Raw genomic sequence first — 20,390 nt, 5'->3', positions numbered from 1 at the left:
TTATGGAAGCGACAGTTACTACTGCAAATAGTGAAGAGAAAACTTGGGGAGGCGGGAATGAGCCAATGAGGGCAAGTTATGGCAAATTGATGATGTGGTTTTTTATCGTATCGGATGCTTTAACGTTCTCTGGATTTTTAGCCGCGTATGGTTTTTCTAGATTTAAATTTATTGAGACATGGCCGTTGGCTGATGAAGTGTTTACACACTTTCCATTTATGCATGGGGTATCTGCTCCGATGTATTATGTAGCATTAATGACTTTTATTTTGATCTTTTCATCTGTGACTATGGTTTTGGCCGTTGACGCAGGGCATCAAATGAAAAAAAACAAAGTAATCCTTTATATGTTTTTGACTATTATTGGAGGTTTGATTTTCGTAGGGTCTCAAGCTTGGGAATGGAAAAATTTCATCAAAGGCGAATACGGCGCTATCGAAACAAAAGGCGGTAGTTTGCTTCAGTTTGTTGATAAAGACGGAAATCGTGTAGCTTTGGCTGATTTTGCTGCCAATCTGCACGAAGAAAGAGAGCAATTGACTCCAAATAAAGCCAAATGGTTTATGAGTGAGCCATCATTACCTTCCTATTCTGTAGCCGAGGTTCAAGCCGGTTTCAAAGCACATCCTGAACTTTTGATTCGAACAGAAGTGATGACCGCAACCAAACAGAAAACAATTCTTTCTAGAGAAGAATCCGTATCTAGATTGGGTCAGGCACATTATGTTGTGGAAGGCGCAAATCTGGTCAGAAATGAATATGGAAGTAAATTATTTGCTGATTTCTTTTTCTTTATTACCGGTTTTCACGGTTTTCACGTTATTTCAGGAATAATAATTAATATTATTATATTTTTTAATGTATTAATTGGAACCTATGAAAAAAGAGGTAGCTACGAAATGGTAGAAAAAGTGGGGCTCTATTGGCATTTTGTCGATTTAGTTTGGGTGTTTGTATTCACCGTTTTCTATCTTGTTTAATTTTCAAAAAAAGTAATTATCATGTCACACGTACACGTATCTAACATAGGCAGAATCTGGAAAGTTTTCGGAATATTATCTGCCGTTACCATAATAGAAGTTATTCTTGGGATTTTGAAACCTGAAGTTCTTCACATGAATAATTTTATGGGTATGAATTTGCTTAACTGGATATTTTATGGCCTTACAATTTATAAGGCGTACTATATAGTTTGGGCCTTCATGCACATGGAGGGTGAAAAAAGTAGTTTAAGAAGTGCAGTTGTTTTGCCTTTAATTTTCTTGATCATTTACCTGCTTTTCATTCTTTTGACAGAAGGAGATTATATTCATGAGGTTTTTAAAAATTCCACGATTAAATGGAATTTTTAACACGATATTAATTCAAAAAAGGGTGCGCATTGCGTGCCTTTTTTTATTTTTGTACTTTAATAAATAGCATTGTCACAATGAAAAAAAATAGTGTTCTTTTTGTTCTTTTTATTTTACCCATCGTTGCGTACCTCTTTTTTGCTTCTGGTGTAAACAGTTTTACAAAACTTCCTATTGTAACCCCTAAAACAGCTGATTTTGGAGATTGGTCTACTTTAGACGGAGGAAAAATCAGTTTAAATGATAAGGTTACCGTTCTGGGGTTTTCAGGGACAGATCTTTTGATAAACCGAGGCAACCTTTTTAACCTAAATCAGAAAATTTATCAAACGTATCATAAGTTTAAAGATGTCCAGTTCGTAGTAATTTGCCCTATAGGGACTGAGAAAGATGCGAAGAAAGTAGTTGATGCCTTGTCCGCTTTTACAGATATGGCACAATGGCGTTTTGTGTTTGCCTCAGCTGAAGAAATTCAAGCGTATCACAAGCAATTAAAACTGATCGAGAACCTTGACCAAAAGTTAGGGACTCCCAAAGTGTATATCATCGATAAAGAACGCAATCTTCGAGGGAGGAAATTAGTAAAAGATACCAAAGAGGGGTATAATACGTTTCACCCCGCTGAGTTAAGCAATGAAATGCTGGATGATTTTAAAGTCATTTTGTATGAATATCGCGCTGCTCTGAAGAAAAATAAGAATGCCAGTAGAAAAATTTAAATTTATAGTTTATGTTTAAGAATAAATCATATATCGGTATTTCGTTTATTATTTTGATTTTTGGCATCTATGCGATTCCAAAAATTGTAGATAGAATTAAAAATGACAAAGTGGTTCAGGGCGATCGTCTGGACAGTGTGAGGCCAGCAGTTATAGAAGGTGAGAAGCTAACTAAAATTGGTCCAGCCCCACAATTCGAATTGACAAATCAAGACAATAAAAAAATAACGAATGAAACCTACAAAGGAAAGGTCTATGTTTTAGAGTTTTTCTTTTCAACTTGTCCTACTATTTGTCCAAAGATGAATGAAAGTATGCTTCTTATTGAAAAAAGTTTTTTCGGAAATCCTAATTTTGGGATCGTTTCTATTACTATAGATCCAGAGCACGATACTGCAGAAGTATTAAAAGAGCATGCAGACTTTTTAGGAGTAAAATCTACGAATTGGAATTTTTTGACCGGGGATAAAGCCTACATTTTTAATCTGGCCAATAAGGGATTTAATCTTTATGCTGGGGAAAATAATAAAGCAGCAGGTGGATTCGAGCATTCAGGATTGTTTGCCTTGATTGATAAGAATGGAAATATTCGTTGTAGAAAAGATGATTTTGGGAATCCAATTTTATATTACGATGGTTTAGATAAAAAAGGAGTAAGGAACATCCAACAGGATATTAATATTTTATTAAAAGAGTAAATGGAAAACAGTTCTTTAGAAAAAAAATACAATACGCTAATTATAGCGGTATCGGTATTAATACCAGTGGTTGTGGCTATACTCTTTGGGGTCAAATTAAAAGATTTGGGATATAATGTAGCGCCTCTTTCTTTTTTGCCACCCATTTATGCTGCCACTAATGGGGTTACTGCGATTTTGTTAGTAGCAGCCGTAGTAGCAATTAAAAACGGAAAAAGAAAATTACACGAAAGGTTGATGACAGGCGCTATTGCATTGTCTATTGCCTTCTTGGTAATGTATGTTGCCTATCACATGACGTCCGTTTCTGCTATTTTTGGAGATTCTAACCATAATCTTATATTAGAGGATTCTGAAAGAGTAACTATAGGATCATTACGAATCGTTTATTTATTGATTTTAATCACGCATATTATTTTATCGATTGTGATTATTCCAATGGTTTTAATTACGTACGTTAGAGCATTAGCACAAAATTTTGAAAGTCATAAAAAGATCTCCAAAATTACTTTCCCAATCTGGTTGTATGTCGCCGTTACCGGAGTAATTGTTTATTTAATGATTTCCCCTTATTATGTATATTAAAAGTAAAAGCCAGATTTCAAAAACCAAGAGCATCATCAGAAAGTGGTCCGTATCTATATTTGTACTAATTTGTTTTCTTTTTTCGTCCTCTGTAAAGGCCCAATGTGCGATGTGTCGCGCAGCATTGACGAGTGAAGGAAATACCACTACAGCAGCGGCGGTTAATGACGGAATTGTATATTTAATGGTAATTCCTTATCTTCTGGTTGCAGGGATTGGTTACGCTATTTATCGAATGAAAAAAAACAAATCCAGTTAAACAGCACTTTTTATTTTTTTTAAAATGGAAAAATTATTTCAGGCCGTTTATAGCGACATTGATGGTTCCTTTTACTTTTATAAAGGCTAAGATGGCTTGATTTGTCAATTGGATTCTTTGAAATTGAATGTTTTCCATTTTTCCATTGATGAACACGCCTTGCATTGGAGAATAATTTTTTAGATAAGGTAGTATATTTTTTTGACCATCTTCAAGATTTGGTATCAAGGAATATCGGCAAGATTGTTCCATTTTTCGCAATACAAATCCTTGTGCAAGCCAACTAGCAGTGCGCATCAATTTATTTTTGGTATCCAAAGCATAGGTCAATTGATCAAAATAGATCTCTTTTGTTTGTTCATTATATTTGGGTAATCCGGACAAATAGAGTGTTCCGTTTACAGATCCTGTTATTTCTAGCGCAATAATCATTTTTCCGGTTTTGTGCCAAATTGCTACATTTTGCACTTTTACTTTCTTTGATCCTGAGCTAAATTCCTGGCCTGCAAAATTCTTGGTCATTATTTTTGAAGCCTCCTGATAGGTCGAAACAGCAATGATATTTGCAGTGATGGCTTCTGGAATTTTAGTAACTGGTTTTAAAATGATCTTTGAGGCATCAAATTTAGAATCAGGTTCTTGTCCTATTATGGTTTCCATGTTGCATTTCATCCCCATTTGCAACACAAAAGTGTCTTTTTTTAGTTGGGCATTTGTAGAATAAATTTCAATAGGAACAATACGAAGCCAACTGTTATAAGTAGTACTCATTTGAAAAGGGGTGCAAATTTTTTCTAAAGCGGCCAAGACATTCGGCTTGAAATCCATTGATTTCGCAATAGCGGCATCAATTTTATTTTCGATTTTCGATTTAAATAATTGGATGGCAGGATTGATTAAATAGGTAACTGGAACATTTTTTCCAAAAACACGCATCGTTGGGCTTTCATTCCAGTCCAATGATTGCAGTTGTGTTGTGGTATTCAGTTTCCAATTGGTTAAGCTAATTTCGCTTACTAAAGTGATCACGCCATTCAGGTTGAATTCCCGCGTATCATACAATTCAATACCCATTTTTTTAGTGCCAATTCGGTATTTCACAACCGCTTTTAAGGGTAAAATAGTTTTTATTTTTTCTCCTGAGTTCTCCGGGTCATTCACGATACTTATTGGTGCCAATTTCCAAACTTTCATTTCAATGCCATCATCGTTAATGTTGTTGTCTTCGTAAATCAAGCCGTTCATTAGAGTGTTGGTTTGGTTTTGAATTTCTTTCAGTTTGATACTGATGGGCAAGTTGATAAAGGACGGAGTATTTTCATAGACTAATGGTGTTGCGTCGTCAGGCTCAGGTTTCAAAGCTTCAATTTGATTTGTTGACGAACAGCTAAAAAATAAAATTATAGAACAGAGTGTAAGCAGGGTTGATAGCGTTTTTGGCATTTAATTCGGGTTTAAAGCGGTAAAATTAATAAAACTATTCTTTTTTAAGATTAAAGTGTAACATTTTATCTGCAACGAAGTCTTATGGTTAAAATCCTTGAAGTCATTCTTTTTATTTCCGTATAATTTACTGTTGAAACTAATTAAATAGTGTTTTAAAATTGCCAGATTATGATTGAAATTAAAGACCTGTACAAATCGTATAAAATATGAAGTTCTGATCTACATGTTTTAAAAGGGATTAATTTCAATATCAAGGAAGGCGAGCTAGTGGCCATTATGGGTTCCCCTGGTTCAGGGAAATTAACACTATTAAACACACTTGGAATTCTGGATGAGGCAGATTCCGGGAATTACAATTTAGATACTGTTCCCGTAAAAGTAGGGAATCAGGTTGTTGAAAGTAATAACTTCAATGAAGGGACAACAATTGCAAGTGTTGCAGATGTAGGCCGAATGATATTTGTGGGAAAAATTGACGAGTCAGAAGTGGGCGAAATAAAAGAAAAATTACCCATCGAAATTACCATTGGCGCTATCGAGAACAAAAAATTTGACGCCGTATTGCAATACATTGCTCCAAAAGGTAAAACTGAAAATGGTGCCATCCAATTTGAAATCAAAGCATCATTAGCCAATAGTGAGAACACTTTTATTCGCGCTGGTTTTAGAGTAAATGTGTCAATTATACTTGAAAAAGTGGATAAGGTATTGGCACTGAAAGAGGCGCTGATTCAATTTGATAAGAAGACACAAAAACCATACGTAGAGATTCAAACGGGGACGCAGGAATTTATAAGAAAGGAGTTAATCTTGGGTATCAGCGATGGTATTTATGTCGAAATCAAAAGTGGAATTAAAGCTTCCGATACGATTAAAGTTTGGAATCAAGTCTTAAAAAGCGAAGAAGTGAAACCCTAAATCTGTACTTAAAAAAGAAATTCAGTTTTTTAAAAAATGTTAAATATGTGTAGTACCTTTGTTACACTTTCATCTAAAATATATGAAAAAAAATAGTTATATCAGTTTCGTTTTTATCACGCTGTTCAGTTTGTCTATTCAGGCGCAATCCAAAAAATGGACCCTCGAGGAATGCGTGAAATATGCCATTCAAAACAATATTTCCATCAAGCAATCTGAATTAGATAGTAAAACAGCTCTTATTGATAAAAAAGGAGCCATCGGAAATTTTCTGCCGTCTTTAAATGCAAATGCATCACATTCCTGGAACATTGGTTTGAATCAGGATATTACAACAGGGCTTTTGCAGAACCAAACGACGCAGTTTACTTCGGCTGGAGCCAATGTTGGAGTGGATATTTATAAAGGACTGCAAAATCAAAATACACTTCGAAGAGCTAATCTTTCAATTGTGGCGGCTAAATACCAATTACTCAAAATGCAGGAGGATATTGCCCTGAATGTTGCCAACGCTTTCTTACAGATTCTTTTTAATAAAGAAAATCTAAAAGTACAAAAAGAACAGTTGGAAATTAATGAAAAACAATATGTACGCTCTGAAGAATTAGTTAAAGCAGGTTCAATTCCTCGTGGGGATTTATTAGATATCAAAGCTACAGTAGCATTGAACAATCAAAATGTTATTGCTGCAGATAATGCTTTATTAATTTCTAAATTAAGTTTAGCGCAGTTGTTGCAATTAAAAGAGTTTGAAGATTTTGATGTAGTAGATGATACTGACATTAGAGATAAAAATAATATAATGGTACAAACTCCAGCTGCTATTTATGACAAAGCATTAGAAAACAGAACTGAACTGAAAATTGCCAGAACAAATCTGGAGATTGCACAGAAAGATCTGGAGATTGCCAAAGGAGCTTTTCAACCTACTTTACAAGGTTTTTACAGCTTTAATAGCCGAGTTTCTTATGCTGATGTCCCTTTCTTTGATAGTATGAGGAATCTAATTGGCACTAAAAATTCAGCTCCGTTTTTCGAACAGTTTAATAGTAATAAAGGACAGTCTTTTGGAGCACAATTGTCGATTCCGATATTCAATGGGTTTTCGGTGAGGAACAATGTAGAACGTTCAAAAGTAAGTTTAGAACGGTCAAAAATTGCAGTGGAACAGCAGGATTTAGATTTGCAGCGTAATGTTTTTACTGCCTTTACAGATGCTAAAGGCGCACTAAATGCCTATGAATCCTCAGTTGTGGCACTTGAGGCGAGACAAGGTGCTTACGATTATGCCAAAGAAAAATATGATGTAGGTTTGATGAATTCATTTGATTTTAATCAATCACAAACCTTACTGACGAATGCACAATCAGAAATTATTAGAACCAAATACGATTATATTTTTAAAATCAAAATACTAGAATTCTATTTTGGAATTCCAATTATCAAATACTAATTTATCATGTCAAAAAAAACAATTTATATTGTATTAGGTGTTTCAGTAGCAGCTATTGTATTGTTAGTAACGCTTTCAAAAGCAGGTGTTATAGGAAATAAAGATGAGGGAACAGAAATTGAAATCGCCCAGGTCAATCCCTCAACTATTATTGAAACCGTATCGGCTACCGGGAAAATTCAACCAGAAATTGAAGTTAAAATTTCATCGGAGGTTTCAGGCGAAATTATTTCTTTGAATGTAAAAGAAGGACAAGCCGTTAAAAAAGGCGATTTATTGGTCAAGATAAATCCGGATTTGTATACTTCAGGATACAATCGTTCCGTTTCTAATTTATCAGGCACACGAGCTGCTTTGAGTCAGGCGGAGGCCTCTTTTAAAGAATCCAAATCAAATTACGAGAGAAACAAAATATTATTTGAAAAAGGCATTATCTCAAAATCAGATTGGGATAAAGCAGTTGCTTCTTATGAAGTTGCTAAAGCATCAAAACAAACGGCTTACTTTAATGTTCAAAGTGCTGCGGCAACCGTAAATGAGGCTAAAGATAATCTAGGGCGTACCACCATTTATGCACCCGCTGACGGAACCATTTCAGTACTGAATGTAGAGCTGGGCGAGCGCGTTTTGGGTACGCAACAAATGACCGGAACGGAGATTTTAAGAGTGGCCAATTTAAATAATATGGAAGTGGAAGTGGATGTCAATGAAAATGATATTGTAAAAATTAAAGTAGGAGATGAAGCAAATGTGGAGGTAGATGCCTATTTAAAAAAACAATTTAAAGGGACGGTAACTAGTATTTCTAATTCAGCCAGTTCCGCTTTGACAGCTGATCAGGTCACTAATTTTAAAGTAAAAGTTAGAATTTTGAAGGAATCTTATCAAGATTTACTTAAAGGGAGACCAGAAACATATTCCCCTTTTAGACCAGGAATGACCGCAACGGTTGATATTATTACCGATACAAAAATAAATATACTGACAGTGCCTATAAGTGCTGTTGTTATAAAGTCAGATACGGCTTCAGTCAAAGAGATTAAAGTGGCAGATCCAGCTGAAGAACAAAAAGGAGCAGCGCCTAAAAGTGATAAAAAATACGAATGTGTGTTTGTAAAAGTAGGGGATAAAGCAAAAATTAGAGTTATTAAAACCGGAATTCAGGATGATACTAATATTGAAGTTTTGACAGGTCTTAAAAAAGGTGATGTGGTCATTACTGGGCCATACTCTACAGTCGCTAAGGAACTGAATTCAGGAGATAAAGTGATGCTGAAAAAAGATAAGGAAATTAAGAAAAAATAAAAGCGAAAAACAGGATAAATAATGCGAATTTTGTAATTCAAAAATAAAACAAATTAAAGGTTTCGAGAGGAACTTTAAACTTTAAACTTTAAACGGCTTGTCTTACTTATTAAATATTGAAACCGCCACTAAAAATTGCTCGGTAGCTCTTGCAAAAGGAGGAAAAACGATTCTCTGCAAAGAAATAGCAGAAGAAGGATATTCCCACGCGGAACGATTGCATGTTTTTATTGAGGAAATTATCAAAGAAGCCGGAATTACGCTTCAGGATTTATCCGCTGTTGCCGTAAGTCAGGGACCGGGTTCATATACTGGCTTGCGAATTGGGGTTTCGGCAGCAAAAGGGCTTTGCTATGCACTGAACATCCCATTGATTGCTATTGATACTTTGCAAGCGTTGGCATCGCAGGTTACAGTTTCCAGCGGATTGATTATTCCCATGATTGATGCGCGAAGAATGGAAGTATATAGTGCTGTTTTTAACCCGAATTTAGAAAAAAAACGAGAAGTTCTTGCCGAAATAATTACGGAGAATTCATTTGAAGATTTGCAGGAATCCATCTATTTTGTTGGAGATTGTGCCGAGAAATGCAAGCTGGTTTTAACTAAAAAAAATCATATTTTTTTAGAGGAGATTAAATATCCTTCTGCCAAAGAAATGAGCGCTTTGAGTTATGAGAAATTCAAAGTAAGTGACACCGTTGATGTTGCGTACTTTGAGCCTTATTATTTGAAAGATTTTTTGATTACGACTTCAAAAAAATAGTTATTGCTTTTGTGGAATCTGGGTTTTAAAATAATAGTGTCGTAACTTCTGCCTTTATTATTATATTTCATTACTCTCCGTGTTATTCTTTTTTGACGACTCCTTAACATAAGGCTGAATAATAATTCCAGCAGTATCAAACGCTTGTTTGCAGTTTTCCAATGTATCGGCATAAACACCCCAAAAATCTTCATTTGTAGCCCAAGGTCTTACCGCTATTTGGATGGCGCTGTCGGTGAGGTTTTTTACGGATACTTCAGCAGCAGGTGTTTCAAGCACTTTTGGATTGTTCTTTAGAACTGCCGTGATCATTTCGCGTGCTTTTTTAATATCCGTATCATAAGAAATAGCAATTGTCAAATCAGCTCTTCTGATCCTTTGTAAAGAATAATTTATGATATTTCCATTTGATAAAGATCCATTGGGTATAAAAATAGTTTGATTGTTAGCTGTGATTAATTTGGTTACAAATATTTGTATCTCGTTAACAGTTCCAATGACCCCTTGGGCTTCAATTGTATGGCCAACCTTAAAGGGTTTAAAGAGAATAATCAACATGCCGCCTGCAAAATTGGAGAGTGATCCTTGGAGAGATAAGCCTACAGCAAGTCCCATTGCGCCAAGAATAGCCACGAAGGAAGACGTTTCAATCCCAAGTTTTGAGATGAAAGAAACAAATAAGATGATCCGCAAAACCCAAAGTAAGATATCTGCCAGAAATTTTGTCAGTGTAGGGTCTAGATTCCTTTTCACCATTATTCTTCTTATGAATCTATTGATGAGGCGGATGATATAAAGTCCAGCAAATAGAATTATAAAGGCAGAAATCAATTTTGGAGAATAATCTATCAATACTTTTAAAAAAGTATTAGCGTAACTAGAAAGTTGGTCTGGATCTAAATTCATTTTTATGTAATAAAAAACCTTCTCAAAAGGAGAAGGTTAAGTTTGAAAGACAAAAATACGAATAAATTAATCGGCATCTTCTTCTTCTATTTTATTTATGGTTTCTTTTTTGCTCTGTTTTAGTTCTTCATCGCCATCATGTGCAAGGGAACTTGCCTTTTCTTTTAGGGTATCAACAACTTCAGAAGCGGTTGTTTTTGCATCACTGGCTAAGTCTTCTGCTTTGTCAGCAGTTTCGCTTGCTTTTTCTTTTAGGGTATCAATAACTTCAGATACGCTTGTTTTTTTCTCAATGGCCATATCTGATGCTTTGTCAGCAGTTGCATCAGTTTTTTCTTTTATACTATTTACTAAATCCCCAAGAGCTTCTCCGGTTTTGGCTGAATACTCGCTTAATACTTCTCTAGTATTGCTGGCAAAGTGTTCTGCTTTTTCTATAATTGGCGCTGCCGTTTCTTTTGCTTTTTCAAAAGTATCTTCAGCAAAAAGTTCTGCTTTTTCAAAATAGGGTGTTGCGCTTTCTTTTGTTTTTTCAAATGTTTCTGCTACGAAATTCTCTGCTTTTTCTAAGTAAGGTGCCGCTGTTTTTTTGGCGTGATCAAAACTAGTTTCTGCTTTGTTCGCTAATTCATTAGTCGTTTCTTTGGCTGAGCCAAATAATTTTTTAAAAAATGATGCTAGTCCCATGGTATTTCTATTTGATTGGTCTTACAATAGTAGTGATTTTTTTCTATGATTACTTTATTAAATCATTAATAATTTGTTGATAATCAGTATTTGGCATTGAACAGGTATAGTTTTGACTCAAGGATGACAGCTTTTCTTGGTTTGAGATGCGTGCCTGTAAAAAAGATAATTTGATAGTTTTGTATTCCTGTTATTGCTGCAGTAGTGCCGTACAGGTTGGTTGTTAATGGCTGGGAAATTAGCGGTGTTTATAATGTTGGGTTTGTCTTTTTCTAGGATTGGTGCCAATGATTTTGAAATCAGAGTTTTCGGTTTACTGGATTTTTGGGGTGTTGTAATAAATAGGGACTGGTTTCAAAATGGAATTTATTCATGGAAATTTTTTTAGCCCCGGTAGAAGTGGAAATCCTTTTTCTTTTTTCTTTAAAAAGAAAAAGATTGTAACGGATAACGGGAAATTGCTCCTAAAAAAAAGCGCTTCTGATGAAACGCTTTGATTTTTTTAGCTACTCTATTCGTGTTCGAAAGTTAATTTTAGATTTATTCTAAATTCTGTTATAACACCATTACTGATGGTTACGCTTTGGTCATGGACATAGACGGACCGCATGTGTTTTACAGATTTTCAGGCTTTGGCTATTCTTTTCGAGCTCCATCTTGCCAACTTGTTTCAGAACTGCAAAGAATTTCAATTACTTTTAATATTGACCTGATTTCTAGGTATTAAGTTAAAGATTAAAATGTATTTTCAATTTAAAATACATTTTTTTAACGTAACTATATTTAAATCAATGTTTTGAATTATTTTTCCTTTTTATGCATTTATTGCCTCTACTTTGATGCTTTCGTCATTTAACATGCTTTTTAACATGTTTTCTATCCCGCTTTTTAAAGTAAATGTAGAAGAAGGACATCCGCTACAAGCACCTTGTAAAATCACTTTTACAGTTTTGTCGGCTTCATTATAGGAATCGAAGGCTATATTTCCACCATCAGCTTGTACTGCGGGTTTTACATATTCTTCTAATATATTAATGATTTGTTGCGAAGTGACATCCAGGGTGTCAAATTCTTTTACTTTTATTTTTTCTTCTGCAGTTACCGTGGCAATATAATTTTCATCTAAAACAGTTCCTCCATTTTCTATGTATTGCTTGATGAAACTTCTTAGTTCTAAGGTAATTTCTTGCCATTCATTGACTTCGTATTTAGTTACGGAGATGTAATTTTCATCAATAAAAATTTCTTTTACGTAAGGGAATTTGAACAGTTCTTTTGCCAATGGAGAAGCGCCAGTTTGATCGATATTTTTGAATTCAATAGCGTTTTTAGTGAGTATTTTGCTAACTACAAATTTCAAAGCTGACGGATTAGGAGTTGTTTCGCCATACACGGTCACCGGTTGTTTTTTAGACTTATTTTCTTCTATAGTAATGATTAATCCGCCATCATTTACAAATTTTTCTATTTGTTGCGCCACAGCATCTTTGACATCATCCCATTCAACAATATTATATTTTTCAACGGCAATAAAATTCCCGGAGATATAAATTGTTTTTACGAAAGGCAGGTAAAATAATTGTTGTGCTAAAGGGGATGTTTTTGCCTCGTCTATATTTTTGAATTCAAAACTTTCATTTTGAGTGATGAAATCGTTAAATTCAAATTTTAATATCGTTGGATTTTGGGTCTCTTTTATGGTAACTTTGTTCATCAGTTTTGAATTTTTTACAAATTTACTAAAGTTATTTTCTACGAATACCTATATTTGATTTTTTAATGAATAAATTAACTTTAATTTACGTGTTTGATTCGGCTTTTGCTTTTTTTTAATAATTTATATTGTTTTTTGATCGCATCCGTTTTACTAAAAAGTATTTGAATGTATAATAAGATTAGATTTCTAGCCATTATTTTTTTGATGTCACATTATTCCTTTTCTCAGGAAGGAATACCGGTGTACTCAGATTATCTGTCAGACAATTATTACTTGATACATCCTTCTATGGCCGGAGCGGCAAATTGTGCTAAAATTAGGTTAACCGGTCGTAAGCAATGGTTCGATCAGAAGGACGCGCCTGAATTACAAACACTTAGTTTTAATGGTAAAGTAGGTGAAAAAGCAGGAGCGGGTTTTATACTTTTTAATGATAAAAACGGGTATCATTCTCAAAAAGGAATAAAATTGACGTATGCGTATCACCTTATGTTTTCAAGAGATGAAATTGATTTAAATCAATTGTCTTTCGGGATTAGTGGTGGATTGATACAAAGTCAATTAGATGAAACCGCTTTTTTGCAGTCAGGGGATTTTGATCCAATAATTGACGGAACCGTGGTGCAAAAAGATTCTTATTTTAACGTGGACTTTGGAATATCCTATAATTTTTTAGATTTTTACGCGCATGCGACAGTAAAAAACGCAATTGAAACGAGAAGAAATATTTACACGGAATATGAAAGTGATAACTTAAGGAAGTTTTTATTCAGTGCAGGGTATGTTTTTGGTAATTCAGATCAAATTTTATGGGAGCCTTCTGTTTTATTCCAATTGGTGGATCAAACAAAAGAGAAATCAATTGACCTTAATTTGAAAGCATATAAAAATTTAGATTTTGGTAGAGTTTGGGGTGGATTGTCCTATCGAAGAAGTTTTGATGGTGCAGAATATCTTGATGGCAATACAATTTCCAAACAAAAACTGCAATACATAACACCAATTGTGGGTGTGAATTTTGATCAATTTATGGTCGCTTATACGTATTCTCAATTGTCTGGAGCGGTTAAATTTGATAATGGTGGTTACCACCAAATTACCCTTGGGATTGATTTGTTTTGTAAACCTGTAAAATACGATTGCAATTGTCCGGCAATTAACTAATTTATCTTATCATGCTAATAAAATCTGTCAACGGTAAATCACCTTCTATTCCGAAGGATTGTTATGTTGCTGAAAATGCCACTATTATTGGGGATGTTACTTTTGGAACCAACTGTAGTGTATGGTTTAATGCTGTTATCAGAGGCGATGTTAATTGTATTAAAATTGGAAACAAAGTCAATATTCAAGATGGTGCTATTATTCATTGTACGTACAAAAAACATCCTACACTCATAGGAAATAATGTTTCTATTGGACATAATGCAATCGTGCATGGTTGTGAGGTTCACGACAATGTATTGATTGGAATGGGGGCGATAGTAATGGACAATTGTGTTATCGAAAGTAATTCTATTGTAGCTGCCGGTGCTGTTGTTACTCAGAACACTGTTGTAGGCTCAGGGACAATCTGGGCAGGAGTTCCCGCTAGAAAAGTTAAGGATATAGATCAGTCCGATTTTGCAGGAGAAATTGAACGCATTTCGAATAATTATGTTATGTATTCCAGTTGGTTCAAGGAGGAGTAATATTCAGCCGTTTTAGAAATTTTCCTGTTCTACCGTATACTTGTTTTCTAAAATTTCAGTCAATACTTTTGGATTGGTGTTGGTATAAAAAATAGGTTCGTTGTTTTGTGATGATGCGAAACCTATATTTTCCCGTAATATGTTTTGAGTTTGTTTGGCAACTGCTTCACCGGAATCTATAATGTGAATGTGTTTGGGAAGGATTTTTTTTATTTGAGGAATCAGATACGGATAGTGACTGCAACCTAATACTAAATAATCAATATTGGCATTAATCATAGGAATCAGGTAGGCTTGAAGTAATGTGGTCATTTCGGGTGAGTTAATCTCTCCATTTTCAATTAATTGCACTAATCCATGTCCCACCTGCTCAATTATTTTAGTGTCTTGGTACTTTTCAGTGGTTTTATTGAAAAGTTCACTGTTTAGTGTGCCTTGTGTAGCCAGAATTCCTATTATTTGTGTTTTTGAATGAGTGACTGCTGGTTTTATCGCAGGTTCTATTCCTATGAAAGGAACATTATATTTAGATCTTAATTCTTGAATGGCATTAGTTGTTGCCGTATTGCAGGCAACTACAATTAATTTACATTTCATATCAAGCAGAAATTCGGTATTTTTCATGCTTAATGCAACAATTTCCTCTTTTGTTTTTTGTCCGTAAGGTGCATTCCTGCTATCGGCAAGGTATATGGTTTTTTCGTTTGGAAGTAGTTTGTGAATTGCTTTCCAGATGGAGGTGCCACCTATTCCTGAGTCAAAAATCCCTATAGGTTGATCGTTGTTGTTCATAGAAACAAAGTTACGCGCTGAAATTTTAATTTCCTAGAATATTTGTTAAACAAAAAAACTGCTCTGTCCTAATATAAGGTGAGCAGTTTTTTTGAATTTTGTTCTTTTTTTTAGAAACCTAAATCTTTTTTTACATCCATAGTCAAGTTTGGACCATCAGCAAGTAAAAGAGTTGAACCGTCTAAAACATATTGATACCCTTTTGCTTTACCCACTTTTTGGATCGAAGCTCTTACTTTTTCCATTAATGGTTTTACGATATCAGATTCTTTTTGTTGCAATTCTTTTTGAGCATTGTCTCTGTAGTCAACAATTCTTTTTTGCATGTCCTGAACTTCTTTAGAACGTTCTGTGTTTATAACTTCAGTAACTGTTGCTGCTTCTGCTTCGTACTTTTTTAATTTAGCTTGGTATTCTTCAACCATTTTTTTGTAATCAGCATCATACGTAGTACTCAATTTGTCTAATTGTTTTTGAGCATCTAACATTGCAGGCATTTTTGTCATAATTTCACTTACATCTACATGTGCTGTTTTTGTTTGTGCAGTAATTGTTTGATTTGCTCCTAAAATAACAAGGGCAGCAATTAATAGGGTTTTGATTTGTTTCATCGTTTTTAAAGTATTTAGTAATTAATTATTGTTTGTATTTTCTTTTATTTTTTCCTCTTTTGCTTTTTTGAGAGCTTCTCTGTCTTCCAGTATTTTTTTTCTTCTTTCTTCTAAAGCTTTCCTGCGATCTTCAATGACTTTTTTACGATCTTCCAATGTTTTAGTTCTGGCATCAGCTTGTTTTTGTTTGGCTAATTCAACAGTTTCTTTAGCTTTTTCTTTTTTTAAGTCACTTACTGATGGTGCTGTAACGGTGTCAATTGTTTTGACATTTGCAGAAACCGTGCCAGTTTTTTTAGCTTCTCTGTCAGCTATTATTTGTTTTCGCTTGTCGTTAAATTCTTTTTTTCTTTGTTCTTGAAGTAATTTTCGGTCTTCAAGCAATTTGTCTCGGGCTATTTTTTTATCGTTCAGGATTTTTTGTCTATCGGCTAAGGTAGGATTTTCATCTAACGCATCTTCCTTGCTTTCTCTGGCTTCTTCTTCCTGAAGTTGTTTTTTTGTCAGTTGTTCTCTTTTTTCTGTACGGTTCAATACACGTAAAACTTGCTCACTGATATCAAATCTTTTTGCTGCAAACAGCATGGTAAGATCAGAGGCTTTATCAAAGATGAAATCATATTTTTTTGCTTCAGCAATATCCTGAACGGCAGTAAAAATTTGATCCTGTATTGGTTTTACCAAAATAGATTTTTGTAGGATCAAATCGCCATTGGGTCCAAATCTTTTTTGTTGATAGTCTAAATTTTCATTTTCGAGGAAACTAATTTCTGTTTCTCTTTCGCTAATGAGTTCTTTGGTTAATAGTGCTTTTTCGGCTTTTAACGCATCTTTCAATTTATTGATTTCAATTTTTTTAGTTTCAATTTCTAGTTTCCATTTTTGGGCTTTTTGCTCTAATTGAACTTTTGCTTCGGTATAATTTGGAACATTCTGTAAAATGTATTCCATATCAATATAGCCCAGTTTGGTTCCTCTAGTTTGCGCTTTCATAGTCTGCGCAACTGCTAAAATTAAAAAAAGATATAAAAATTGTTTTCTCATAAATAGTAACGTACTAGAAAAATTTTAAATCAATTTTTTAGAATTGTTGTCCAATAATAAAGTGAGTTTCCCATCCGTTTGGTTCTGCTTGTCCGGGCAGAGCGTCAAAACCATGGCCAAAATCAATTCCCAACAAACCAAATGCGGGCATGAATACACGCAATCCAACTCCTGCGGAACGATTTAAGGCAAAAGGGTTATAGCTCTTGAAATCACTAAATGACGAACCTGCTTCCATGAATGCCAAAGCATAAATTGATGCGGATGATTTTAATGTTATTGGATAGCGTAACTCCATTGAAAATTTGTTAAAAACCGTAGCTCCAATTTGATCTCCTGTGCTATTTACGGGTGTCAATGAATTATTAGGATACCCTCTTAACTGAATGGTTTCTCTACCATCCATAGAAAAGTTAGCCAGTCCGTCACCCCCAAGATAAAATCGTTCAAACGGAACTGAACCTCTGTCTTGATTGTATGCTCCAAGAAATCCAAATTCAGTCAACGTTCTAAGGACTAATTTTCCGTAAATCTTAGTATACCAGTCCGCTTTAAACTTTATTTTATAATATTCCAACCATTTAAATCGCTCTTGATCTACTTTACTAATGTTTGTTGCCGCCAGGTTAAAATCGGTCACTTTGTTTCCGTTGGTGTCAATATAATCTCCAATTTGAACAATATTCCCATTTCCATCAGGCACATTTTGTCGGTCTACAGTGTTTTTTAATTTGTATTCTTCTTTATCGCCTAGTGTGGCATAATCTATTCCATTCAACAATGAATAGGGTGGTGTAAATTTAGCGGTTAAACTAAATTCAGAACCGTACGTTGGAAATATAGGATTGAATCCTTTATTGGTATGCGTTAGTCCTATAGTATACGCTAAATTTCTGGAAGACCCGTTTCCAAAAGTAAATAATCCAGTGTTGTAATTATTTAAATCATAATGTTGGTAACTTACGGATTGAGATAAATACGTGTTATCATCCGGCACCGTTAATCTTTTTGACAAGCCAACGGACAATGTAATGATATTAAAACTCTTACTTTTATCGGCTCTTTGTGTTATAAAATTATTCAAAAATTGTTTGCTGTATGACAATGAGGTACTAAAAGATACGGGTTTTTTACCTCCAAACCAAGGCTCGGAAAACGAGACGCTATACGTTTGAAAAAAGGTGCTGGCCTGTAAACGTAACGATACTTTTTGACCATCTCCCATAGGAAGCGGTTTGTAGGCTTCTTTATTGAGTAAGTTTCTGGCTGAAAAGTTATTAAAAGAAAGTCCTAATGTTCCAATGAAACCACCACCACCGTAACCACCTTGAAGTTCGATTTGGCTGGATCCTTTCTCCACCAGATTGTATTCAATGTCTACAGTTCCTGCTCCTGAATCTACATTCTTGAATTTTGGATCGATGGCTTCCGGATCAAAAAATCCTAATTGGCCAATCTCTCTAATGGTTCGTACTAACTCTTCTTTGCTATATTTCTCTCCTGGTTTGGTTCTTAATTCCCGGTAAATTACACGGTCATTGGTCTTGTCATTTCCTACTACTGTAATTTTATTGAAGTATGCAATTGGTCCTTCAGTAACTCTGATTTCAAAGTCAATGGTATCATTTGCGGTTCTTACCTCTACAGCATTGATATTAGAAAATAAATAACCGCTGTTTTGGTATAAATTCGTGATGTCCTCTCCGTCAGGTTTTGATTTGTCTGCAATTCTTTTCTCCAGAAGTACTCCGTTGTAGGTTTCCCCTTTTTTGACACCTAAAATTCTGTTTAGATATTGATCCGGATAAACGGTATTTCCTAAAAATTTAATGTTTCCAAAAAAGTATTTATTTCCTTCCTCGACATTTATTTTAATCATTAAGGCTTTTTTGTCTTTGTCATAGGTAACAGAATCCGAAAGTATTCTGGCATCTCTATAGCCTTTCTCTTTGTAAGAAGCGATTACGTTTTCTAAATCCGATTTGTATTTTTCTTTTATAAATTTAGAGCCTTTTAAAACACGCAGGAAGTTTTTTTGTTTGGTATCCTTCATTGCTTTACGCAATACTTTATCGGATATTTTTGTGTTTCCTACAAAATCAATTTTTTGTATTTTTACTTTATTTCCTTTGTCTACATTGATAACCATGTTGACTTGGTTTATCGTAGCTGTGTCTTTGGCAGTATTTATGTTTACTTTGGTGTTGTAATACCCATCTTTTTTATACTTGTTCTCGATGTAGTTTTTTGTAGTGGTAATTAAATTTTCATTGACTACTTTCCCTTTGTTAAGGCTGTTGTCTTTAATTAAAGCTTCCGTTTTTGATTTTTTTACACCTACAAATTTTACACCACTCAATTTAGGTAATTCCACGATATTCAAATCAAGATAGATGCTGTCATTTTCTATTCTATTGATATAAAATGAAATTTCATCGAACAAGCCCAGTTTTCCTAGTTTTTTTATGGCGCTGCTTATTTGTTCACCAGGAATAGTTATCGATTGTCCTTTTTGCAGACCAGCAAAAGTAACTACAGTTTGAGTGTTGAAAGTGATATCGCCAACAACTGTTACATCTCCTAAGATGTATTTTTTTCCTTGATCAAAAGGAACTCTTTCTTGTGCTTTAACTTGTGTAAAACTTCCTAAAATTAAAACGGTGAGGGCTATTCTGATGCTTTTATTTAACACTAAATAATTATTTAATTTGTTCACTTGTTTTTCCAAATCTACGTTCTCTTTTTTGATAACTAATGATAGCCTCATATAAATCTTGTTCTTTAAAGTCTGGCCATAATACATCAGTAAAATATAATTCTGCATAGGCAATTTGCCATAACAAAAAGTTACTTATTCTATGCTCTCCACTAGTTCGTATTAATAAATCTACATCAGGTAAATTTTGCGTGTAAAGATGCTCATTAATAATGGAATCGTCAATAGTGTCTATTGAAATTATATTATTTTTAACTTTACTGCAAATGTTTTTTACAGCAGTGACAATTTCCTCCCTGGAACCGTAGCTTAACGCTAGGGTTAGTGTCATTTGCGTGTTGTCTTTTGTCTTACTAATAACGTCGAGGAGCTCTTTTTGTGCAGATTTTGGTAATTTTTCTAAATTACCAATAGCATTCAGTTTTATATTGTTTTCCTGTAAGGTTTTTAATTCCTTTTTTAAGGAGTTGATGAGTACCTTCATTAAGGTTTCTACTTCCAGTTTGGGCCTGTTCCAGTTTTCGGTAGAAAAAGCATAGAGTGTTAGAAAATCAATCCCTAGTTTAGCACTGGCTTCAATTATTTTTTTTACTGATTTTGTCCCGCTTTCATGACCTAAAGCTCGTAAGAGTCCTTTTTGTTTTGCCCAACGGCCATTACCATCCATTATGATAGCCAAATGGTTTGGTAGGTTCGTTGCATCTATAGTGTCTAGTAAATTCATT

At 34.3% G+C, this 20,390-nt stretch carries 22 protein-coding genes; 12 read left to right on the top strand and 10 right to left on the bottom strand.

Annotated features, from left to right (window positions below; genetic code table 11):
• Positions 1 to 2 precede the first annotated feature (2 nt).
• The 6 genes from EKL98_RS11900 (at position 3) to EKL98_RS11875 (ending at position 3,613) form a co-directional block, all read left to right on the top strand.
• Entirely contained in the window at positions 3 to 980 is a 978-nt protein-coding gene (locus EKL98_RS11900; RefSeq protein ID WP_126458495.1) for a cytochrome c oxidase subunit 3, read from the top strand.
• Between the two features lie 21 nt (positions 981 to 1,001).
• Positions 1,002 to 1,352 (top strand): cytochrome C oxidase subunit IV family protein, encoded by a 351-nt coding sequence (locus EKL98_RS11895; protein WP_126454166.1) that lies wholly within the window; start codon positions 1,002 to 1,004, stop codon positions 1,350 to 1,352.
• Between the two features lie 77 nt (positions 1,353 to 1,429).
• Entirely contained in the window at positions 1,430 to 2,071 is a 642-nt protein-coding gene (locus tag EKL98_RS11890) for a hypothetical protein (protein ID WP_126458498.1), read from the top strand.
• Between the two features lie 11 nt (positions 2,072 to 2,082).
• Entirely contained in the window at positions 2,083 to 2,769 is a 687-nt protein-coding gene (locus EKL98_RS11885) for an SCO family protein (protein ID WP_126554780.1), read from the top strand.
• The gene (locus EKL98_RS11880; RefSeq protein WP_126562609.1) at positions 2,770 to 3,354 is read left to right on the top strand and encodes a DUF420 domain-containing protein; all 585 of its coding nucleotides are present in this window, start codon (positions 2,770 to 2,772) and stop codon (positions 3,352 to 3,354) included. It begins immediately after the preceding gene.
• Complete coding sequence (locus EKL98_RS11875) at positions 3,344 to 3,613, top strand: hypothetical protein (RefSeq protein WP_126458507.1); 270 nt, start codon at positions 3,344 to 3,346, stop codon at positions 3,611 to 3,613. The genes EKL98_RS11880 and EKL98_RS11875 overlap by 11 nt, the downstream gene beginning before the upstream one ends.
• 33 nt (positions 3,614 to 3,646) lie before the next feature.
• On the opposite strand, the gene EKL98_RS11870 is transcribed toward EKL98_RS11875, so the two are convergent.
• Positions 3,647 to 5,056: a DUF4403 family protein gene (locus tag EKL98_RS11870; RefSeq protein WP_126562607.1), complete on the bottom strand. Its 1,410-nt coding sequence runs from the start codon at positions 5,054 to 5,056 to the stop codon at positions 3,647 to 3,649.
• 240 nt (positions 5,057 to 5,296) lie between these two features.
• On the opposite strand from EKL98_RS11870, the gene EKL98_RS11865 reads away from it, so the two are divergent.
• The 4 genes from EKL98_RS11865 (at position 5,297) to tsaB (ending at position 9,501) form a co-directional block, all read left to right on the top strand.
• The gene (locus EKL98_RS11865; protein ID WP_199740697.1) at positions 5,297 to 5,977 is read left to right on the top strand and encodes an efflux RND transporter periplasmic adaptor subunit; all 681 of its coding nucleotides are present in this window, start codon (positions 5,297 to 5,299) and stop codon (positions 5,975 to 5,977) included.
• Positions 5,978 to 6,059: 82 nt separating this feature from the next.
• A complete protein-coding gene (locus EKL98_RS11860) occupies positions 6,060 to 7,430 on the top strand; it encodes a TolC family protein (RefSeq protein WP_126562605.1) in 1,371 nt (456 codons plus the stop codon).
• Positions 7,431 to 7,436: 6 nt separating this feature from the next.
• A complete protein-coding gene (locus EKL98_RS11855) occupies positions 7,437 to 8,735 on the top strand; it encodes an efflux RND transporter periplasmic adaptor subunit (RefSeq protein ID WP_126562603.1) in 1,299 nt (432 codons plus the stop codon).
• Between the two features lie 97 nt (positions 8,736 to 8,832).
• On the top strand, positions 8,833 to 9,501 hold the full coding sequence (gene tsaB / locus EKL98_RS11850; RefSeq protein WP_126458522.1) for a tRNA (adenosine(37)-N6)-threonylcarbamoyltransferase complex dimerization subunit type 1 TsaB: 669 nt from the start codon (positions 8,833 to 8,835) through the stop codon (positions 9,499 to 9,501).
• Between the two features lie 60 nt (positions 9,502 to 9,561).
• Here the strand turns inward: tsaB and EKL98_RS11845 are convergent, their stop codons facing one another.
• The 4 genes from EKL98_RS11845 to EKL98_RS11830 form a co-directional block, all read right to left on the bottom strand.
• A complete protein-coding gene (locus tag EKL98_RS11845) occupies positions 9,562 to 10,407 on the bottom strand; it encodes a mechanosensitive ion channel family protein (RefSeq protein ID WP_126554794.1) in 846 nt (281 codons plus the stop codon).
• A gap of 66 nt (positions 10,408 to 10,473) precedes the next feature.
• Entirely contained in the window at positions 10,474 to 11,094 is a 621-nt protein-coding gene (locus EKL98_RS11840; RefSeq protein WP_197037217.1) for a hypothetical protein, read from the bottom strand.
• A 511-nt stretch (positions 11,095 to 11,605) separates the two neighbouring features.
• Positions 11,606 to 11,704 (bottom strand): dodecin domain-containing protein, encoded by a 99-nt coding sequence (locus EKL98_RS18510; protein ID WP_317125130.1) that lies wholly within the window; start codon positions 11,702 to 11,704, stop codon positions 11,606 to 11,608.
• Positions 11,705 to 11,908: 204 nt separating this feature from the next.
• Entirely contained in the window at positions 11,909 to 12,808 is a 900-nt protein-coding gene (locus EKL98_RS11830) for a NifU family protein (protein WP_126562601.1), read from the bottom strand.
• Positions 12,809 to 12,976: 168 nt separating this feature from the next.
• On the opposite strand from EKL98_RS11830, the gene EKL98_RS11825 reads away from it, so the two are divergent.
• Together EKL98_RS11825 and EKL98_RS11820 are read left to right on the top strand one after the other, a co-directional pair.
• Positions 12,977 to 13,975 carry a PorP/SprF family type IX secretion system membrane protein gene (locus tag EKL98_RS11825; protein WP_126562599.1) on the top strand — a complete coding sequence of 333 codons (999 nt, stop codon included), beginning with the start codon at positions 12,977 to 12,979 and terminating at the stop codon, positions 13,973 to 13,975.
• 11 nt (positions 13,976 to 13,986) lie between these two features.
• Positions 13,987 to 14,502 carry a gamma carbonic anhydrase family protein gene (locus EKL98_RS11820; protein WP_126458534.1) on the top strand — a complete coding sequence of 172 codons (516 nt, stop codon included), beginning with the start codon at positions 13,987 to 13,989 and terminating at the stop codon, positions 14,500 to 14,502.
• A gap of 12 nt (positions 14,503 to 14,514) precedes the next feature.
• On the opposite strand, the gene murI is transcribed toward EKL98_RS11820, so the two are convergent.
• From murI to EKL98_RS11795, 5 genes are all read right to left on the bottom strand, one after another.
• A complete protein-coding gene (murI, locus tag EKL98_RS11815; RefSeq protein WP_126458537.1) occupies positions 14,515 to 15,294 on the bottom strand; it encodes a glutamate racemase in 780 nt (259 codons plus the stop codon).
• Between the two features lie 110 nt (positions 15,295 to 15,404).
• Entirely contained in the window at positions 15,405 to 15,905 is a 501-nt protein-coding gene (locus EKL98_RS11810; protein WP_126458540.1) for an OmpH family outer membrane protein, read from the bottom strand.
• A 21-nt stretch (positions 15,906 to 15,926) separates the two neighbouring features.
• Complete coding sequence (locus tag EKL98_RS11805; protein WP_126562598.1) at positions 15,927 to 16,949, bottom strand: OmpH family outer membrane protein; 1,023 nt, start codon at positions 16,947 to 16,949, stop codon at positions 15,927 to 15,929.
• A 37-nt stretch (positions 16,950 to 16,986) separates the two neighbouring features.
• A complete protein-coding gene (locus tag EKL98_RS11800) occupies positions 16,987 to 19,716 on the bottom strand; it encodes a BamA/OMP85 family outer membrane protein (RefSeq protein WP_126458546.1) in 2,730 nt (909 codons plus the stop codon).
• Positions 19,649 to 20,389 (bottom strand): isoprenyl transferase, encoded by a 741-nt coding sequence (locus tag EKL98_RS11795; RefSeq protein ID WP_126458549.1) that lies wholly within the window; start codon positions 20,387 to 20,389, stop codon positions 19,649 to 19,651. The genes EKL98_RS11800 and EKL98_RS11795 overlap by 68 nt, the downstream gene beginning before the upstream one ends.
• Between the last annotated feature and the right edge of the window lies 1 nt (position 20,390).

The organism is Flavobacterium bomense (genome assembly GCF_003970355.1).
The sequence above is the reverse complement of the archived record's forward strand: the minus strand, read 5'-3'. Positions and strand labels throughout refer to the sequence as shown.

Bases quoted from the DNA above. Each gene is read 5' to 3' on its own strand.
- EKL98_RS11900 (WP_126458495.1), top strand. From the start codon at position 3: ATGGAAGCGACAGTTACTACTGCAAATAGTGAAGAGAAAACTTGGGGA.
- EKL98_RS11895 (WP_126454166.1), top strand. From the start codon at position 1,002: ATGTCACACGTACACGTATCTAACATAGGCAGAATCTGGAAAGTTTTC.
- EKL98_RS11890 (WP_126458498.1), top strand. From the start codon at position 1,430: ATGAAAAAAAATAGTGTTCTTTTTGTTCTTTTTATTTTACCCATCGTT.
- EKL98_RS11885 (WP_126554780.1), top strand. From the start codon at position 2,083: ATGTTTAAGAATAAATCATATATCGGTATTTCGTTTATTATTTTGATT.
- EKL98_RS11880 (WP_126562609.1), top strand. From the start codon at position 2,770: ATGGAAAACAGTTCTTTAGAAAAAAAATACAATACGCTAATTATAGCG.
- EKL98_RS11875 (WP_126458507.1), top strand. From the start codon at position 3,344: ATGTATATTAAAAGTAAAAGCCAGATTTCAAAAACCAAGAGCATCATC.
- EKL98_RS11870 (WP_126562607.1), bottom strand. From the start codon at position 5,056: ATGCCAAAAACGCTATCAACCCTGCTTACACTCTGTTCTATAATTTTA.
- EKL98_RS11860 (WP_126562605.1), top strand. From the start codon at position 6,060: ATGAAAAAAAATAGTTATATCAGTTTCGTTTTTATCACGCTGTTCAGT.
- EKL98_RS11855 (WP_126562603.1), top strand. From the start codon at position 7,437: ATGTCAAAAAAAACAATTTATATTGTATTAGGTGTTTCAGTAGCAGCT.
- EKL98_RS11845 (WP_126554794.1), bottom strand. From the start codon at position 10,407: ATGAATTTAGATCCAGACCAACTTTCTAGTTACGCTAATACTTTTTTA.
- EKL98_RS11840 (WP_197037217.1), bottom strand. From the start codon at position 11,094: ATGGGACTAGCATCATTTTTTAAAAAATTATTTGGCTCAGCCAAAGAA.
- EKL98_RS18510 (WP_317125130.1), bottom strand. From the start codon at position 11,704: ATGCGGTCCGTCTATGTCCATGACCAAAGCGTAACCATCAGTAATGGT.
- EKL98_RS11830 (WP_126562601.1), bottom strand. From the start codon at position 12,808: ATGAACAAAGTTACCATAAAAGAGACCCAAAATCCAACGATATTAAAA.
- EKL98_RS11825 (WP_126562599.1), top strand. From the start codon at position 12,977: ATGTATAATAAGATTAGATTTCTAGCCATTATTTTTTTGATGTCACAT.
- EKL98_RS11820 (WP_126458534.1), top strand. From the start codon at position 13,987: ATGCTAATAAAATCTGTCAACGGTAAATCACCTTCTATTCCGAAGGAT.
- murI (WP_126458537.1), bottom strand. From the start codon at position 15,294: ATGAACAACAACGATCAACCTATAGGGATTTTTGACTCAGGAATAGGT.
- EKL98_RS11810 (WP_126458540.1), bottom strand. From the start codon at position 15,905: ATGAAACAAATCAAAACCCTATTAATTGCTGCCCTTGTTATTTTAGGA.
- EKL98_RS11805 (WP_126562598.1), bottom strand. From the start codon at position 16,949: ATGAGAAAACAATTTTTATATCTTTTTTTAATTTTAGCAGTTGCGCAG.
- EKL98_RS11800 (WP_126458546.1), bottom strand. From the start codon at position 19,716: ATGAGGCTATCATTAGTTATCAAAAAAGAGAACGTAGATTTGGAAAAA.
- EKL98_RS11795 (WP_126458549.1), bottom strand. From the start codon at position 20,389: ATGAATTTACTAGACACTATAGATGCAACGAACCTACCAAACCATTTG.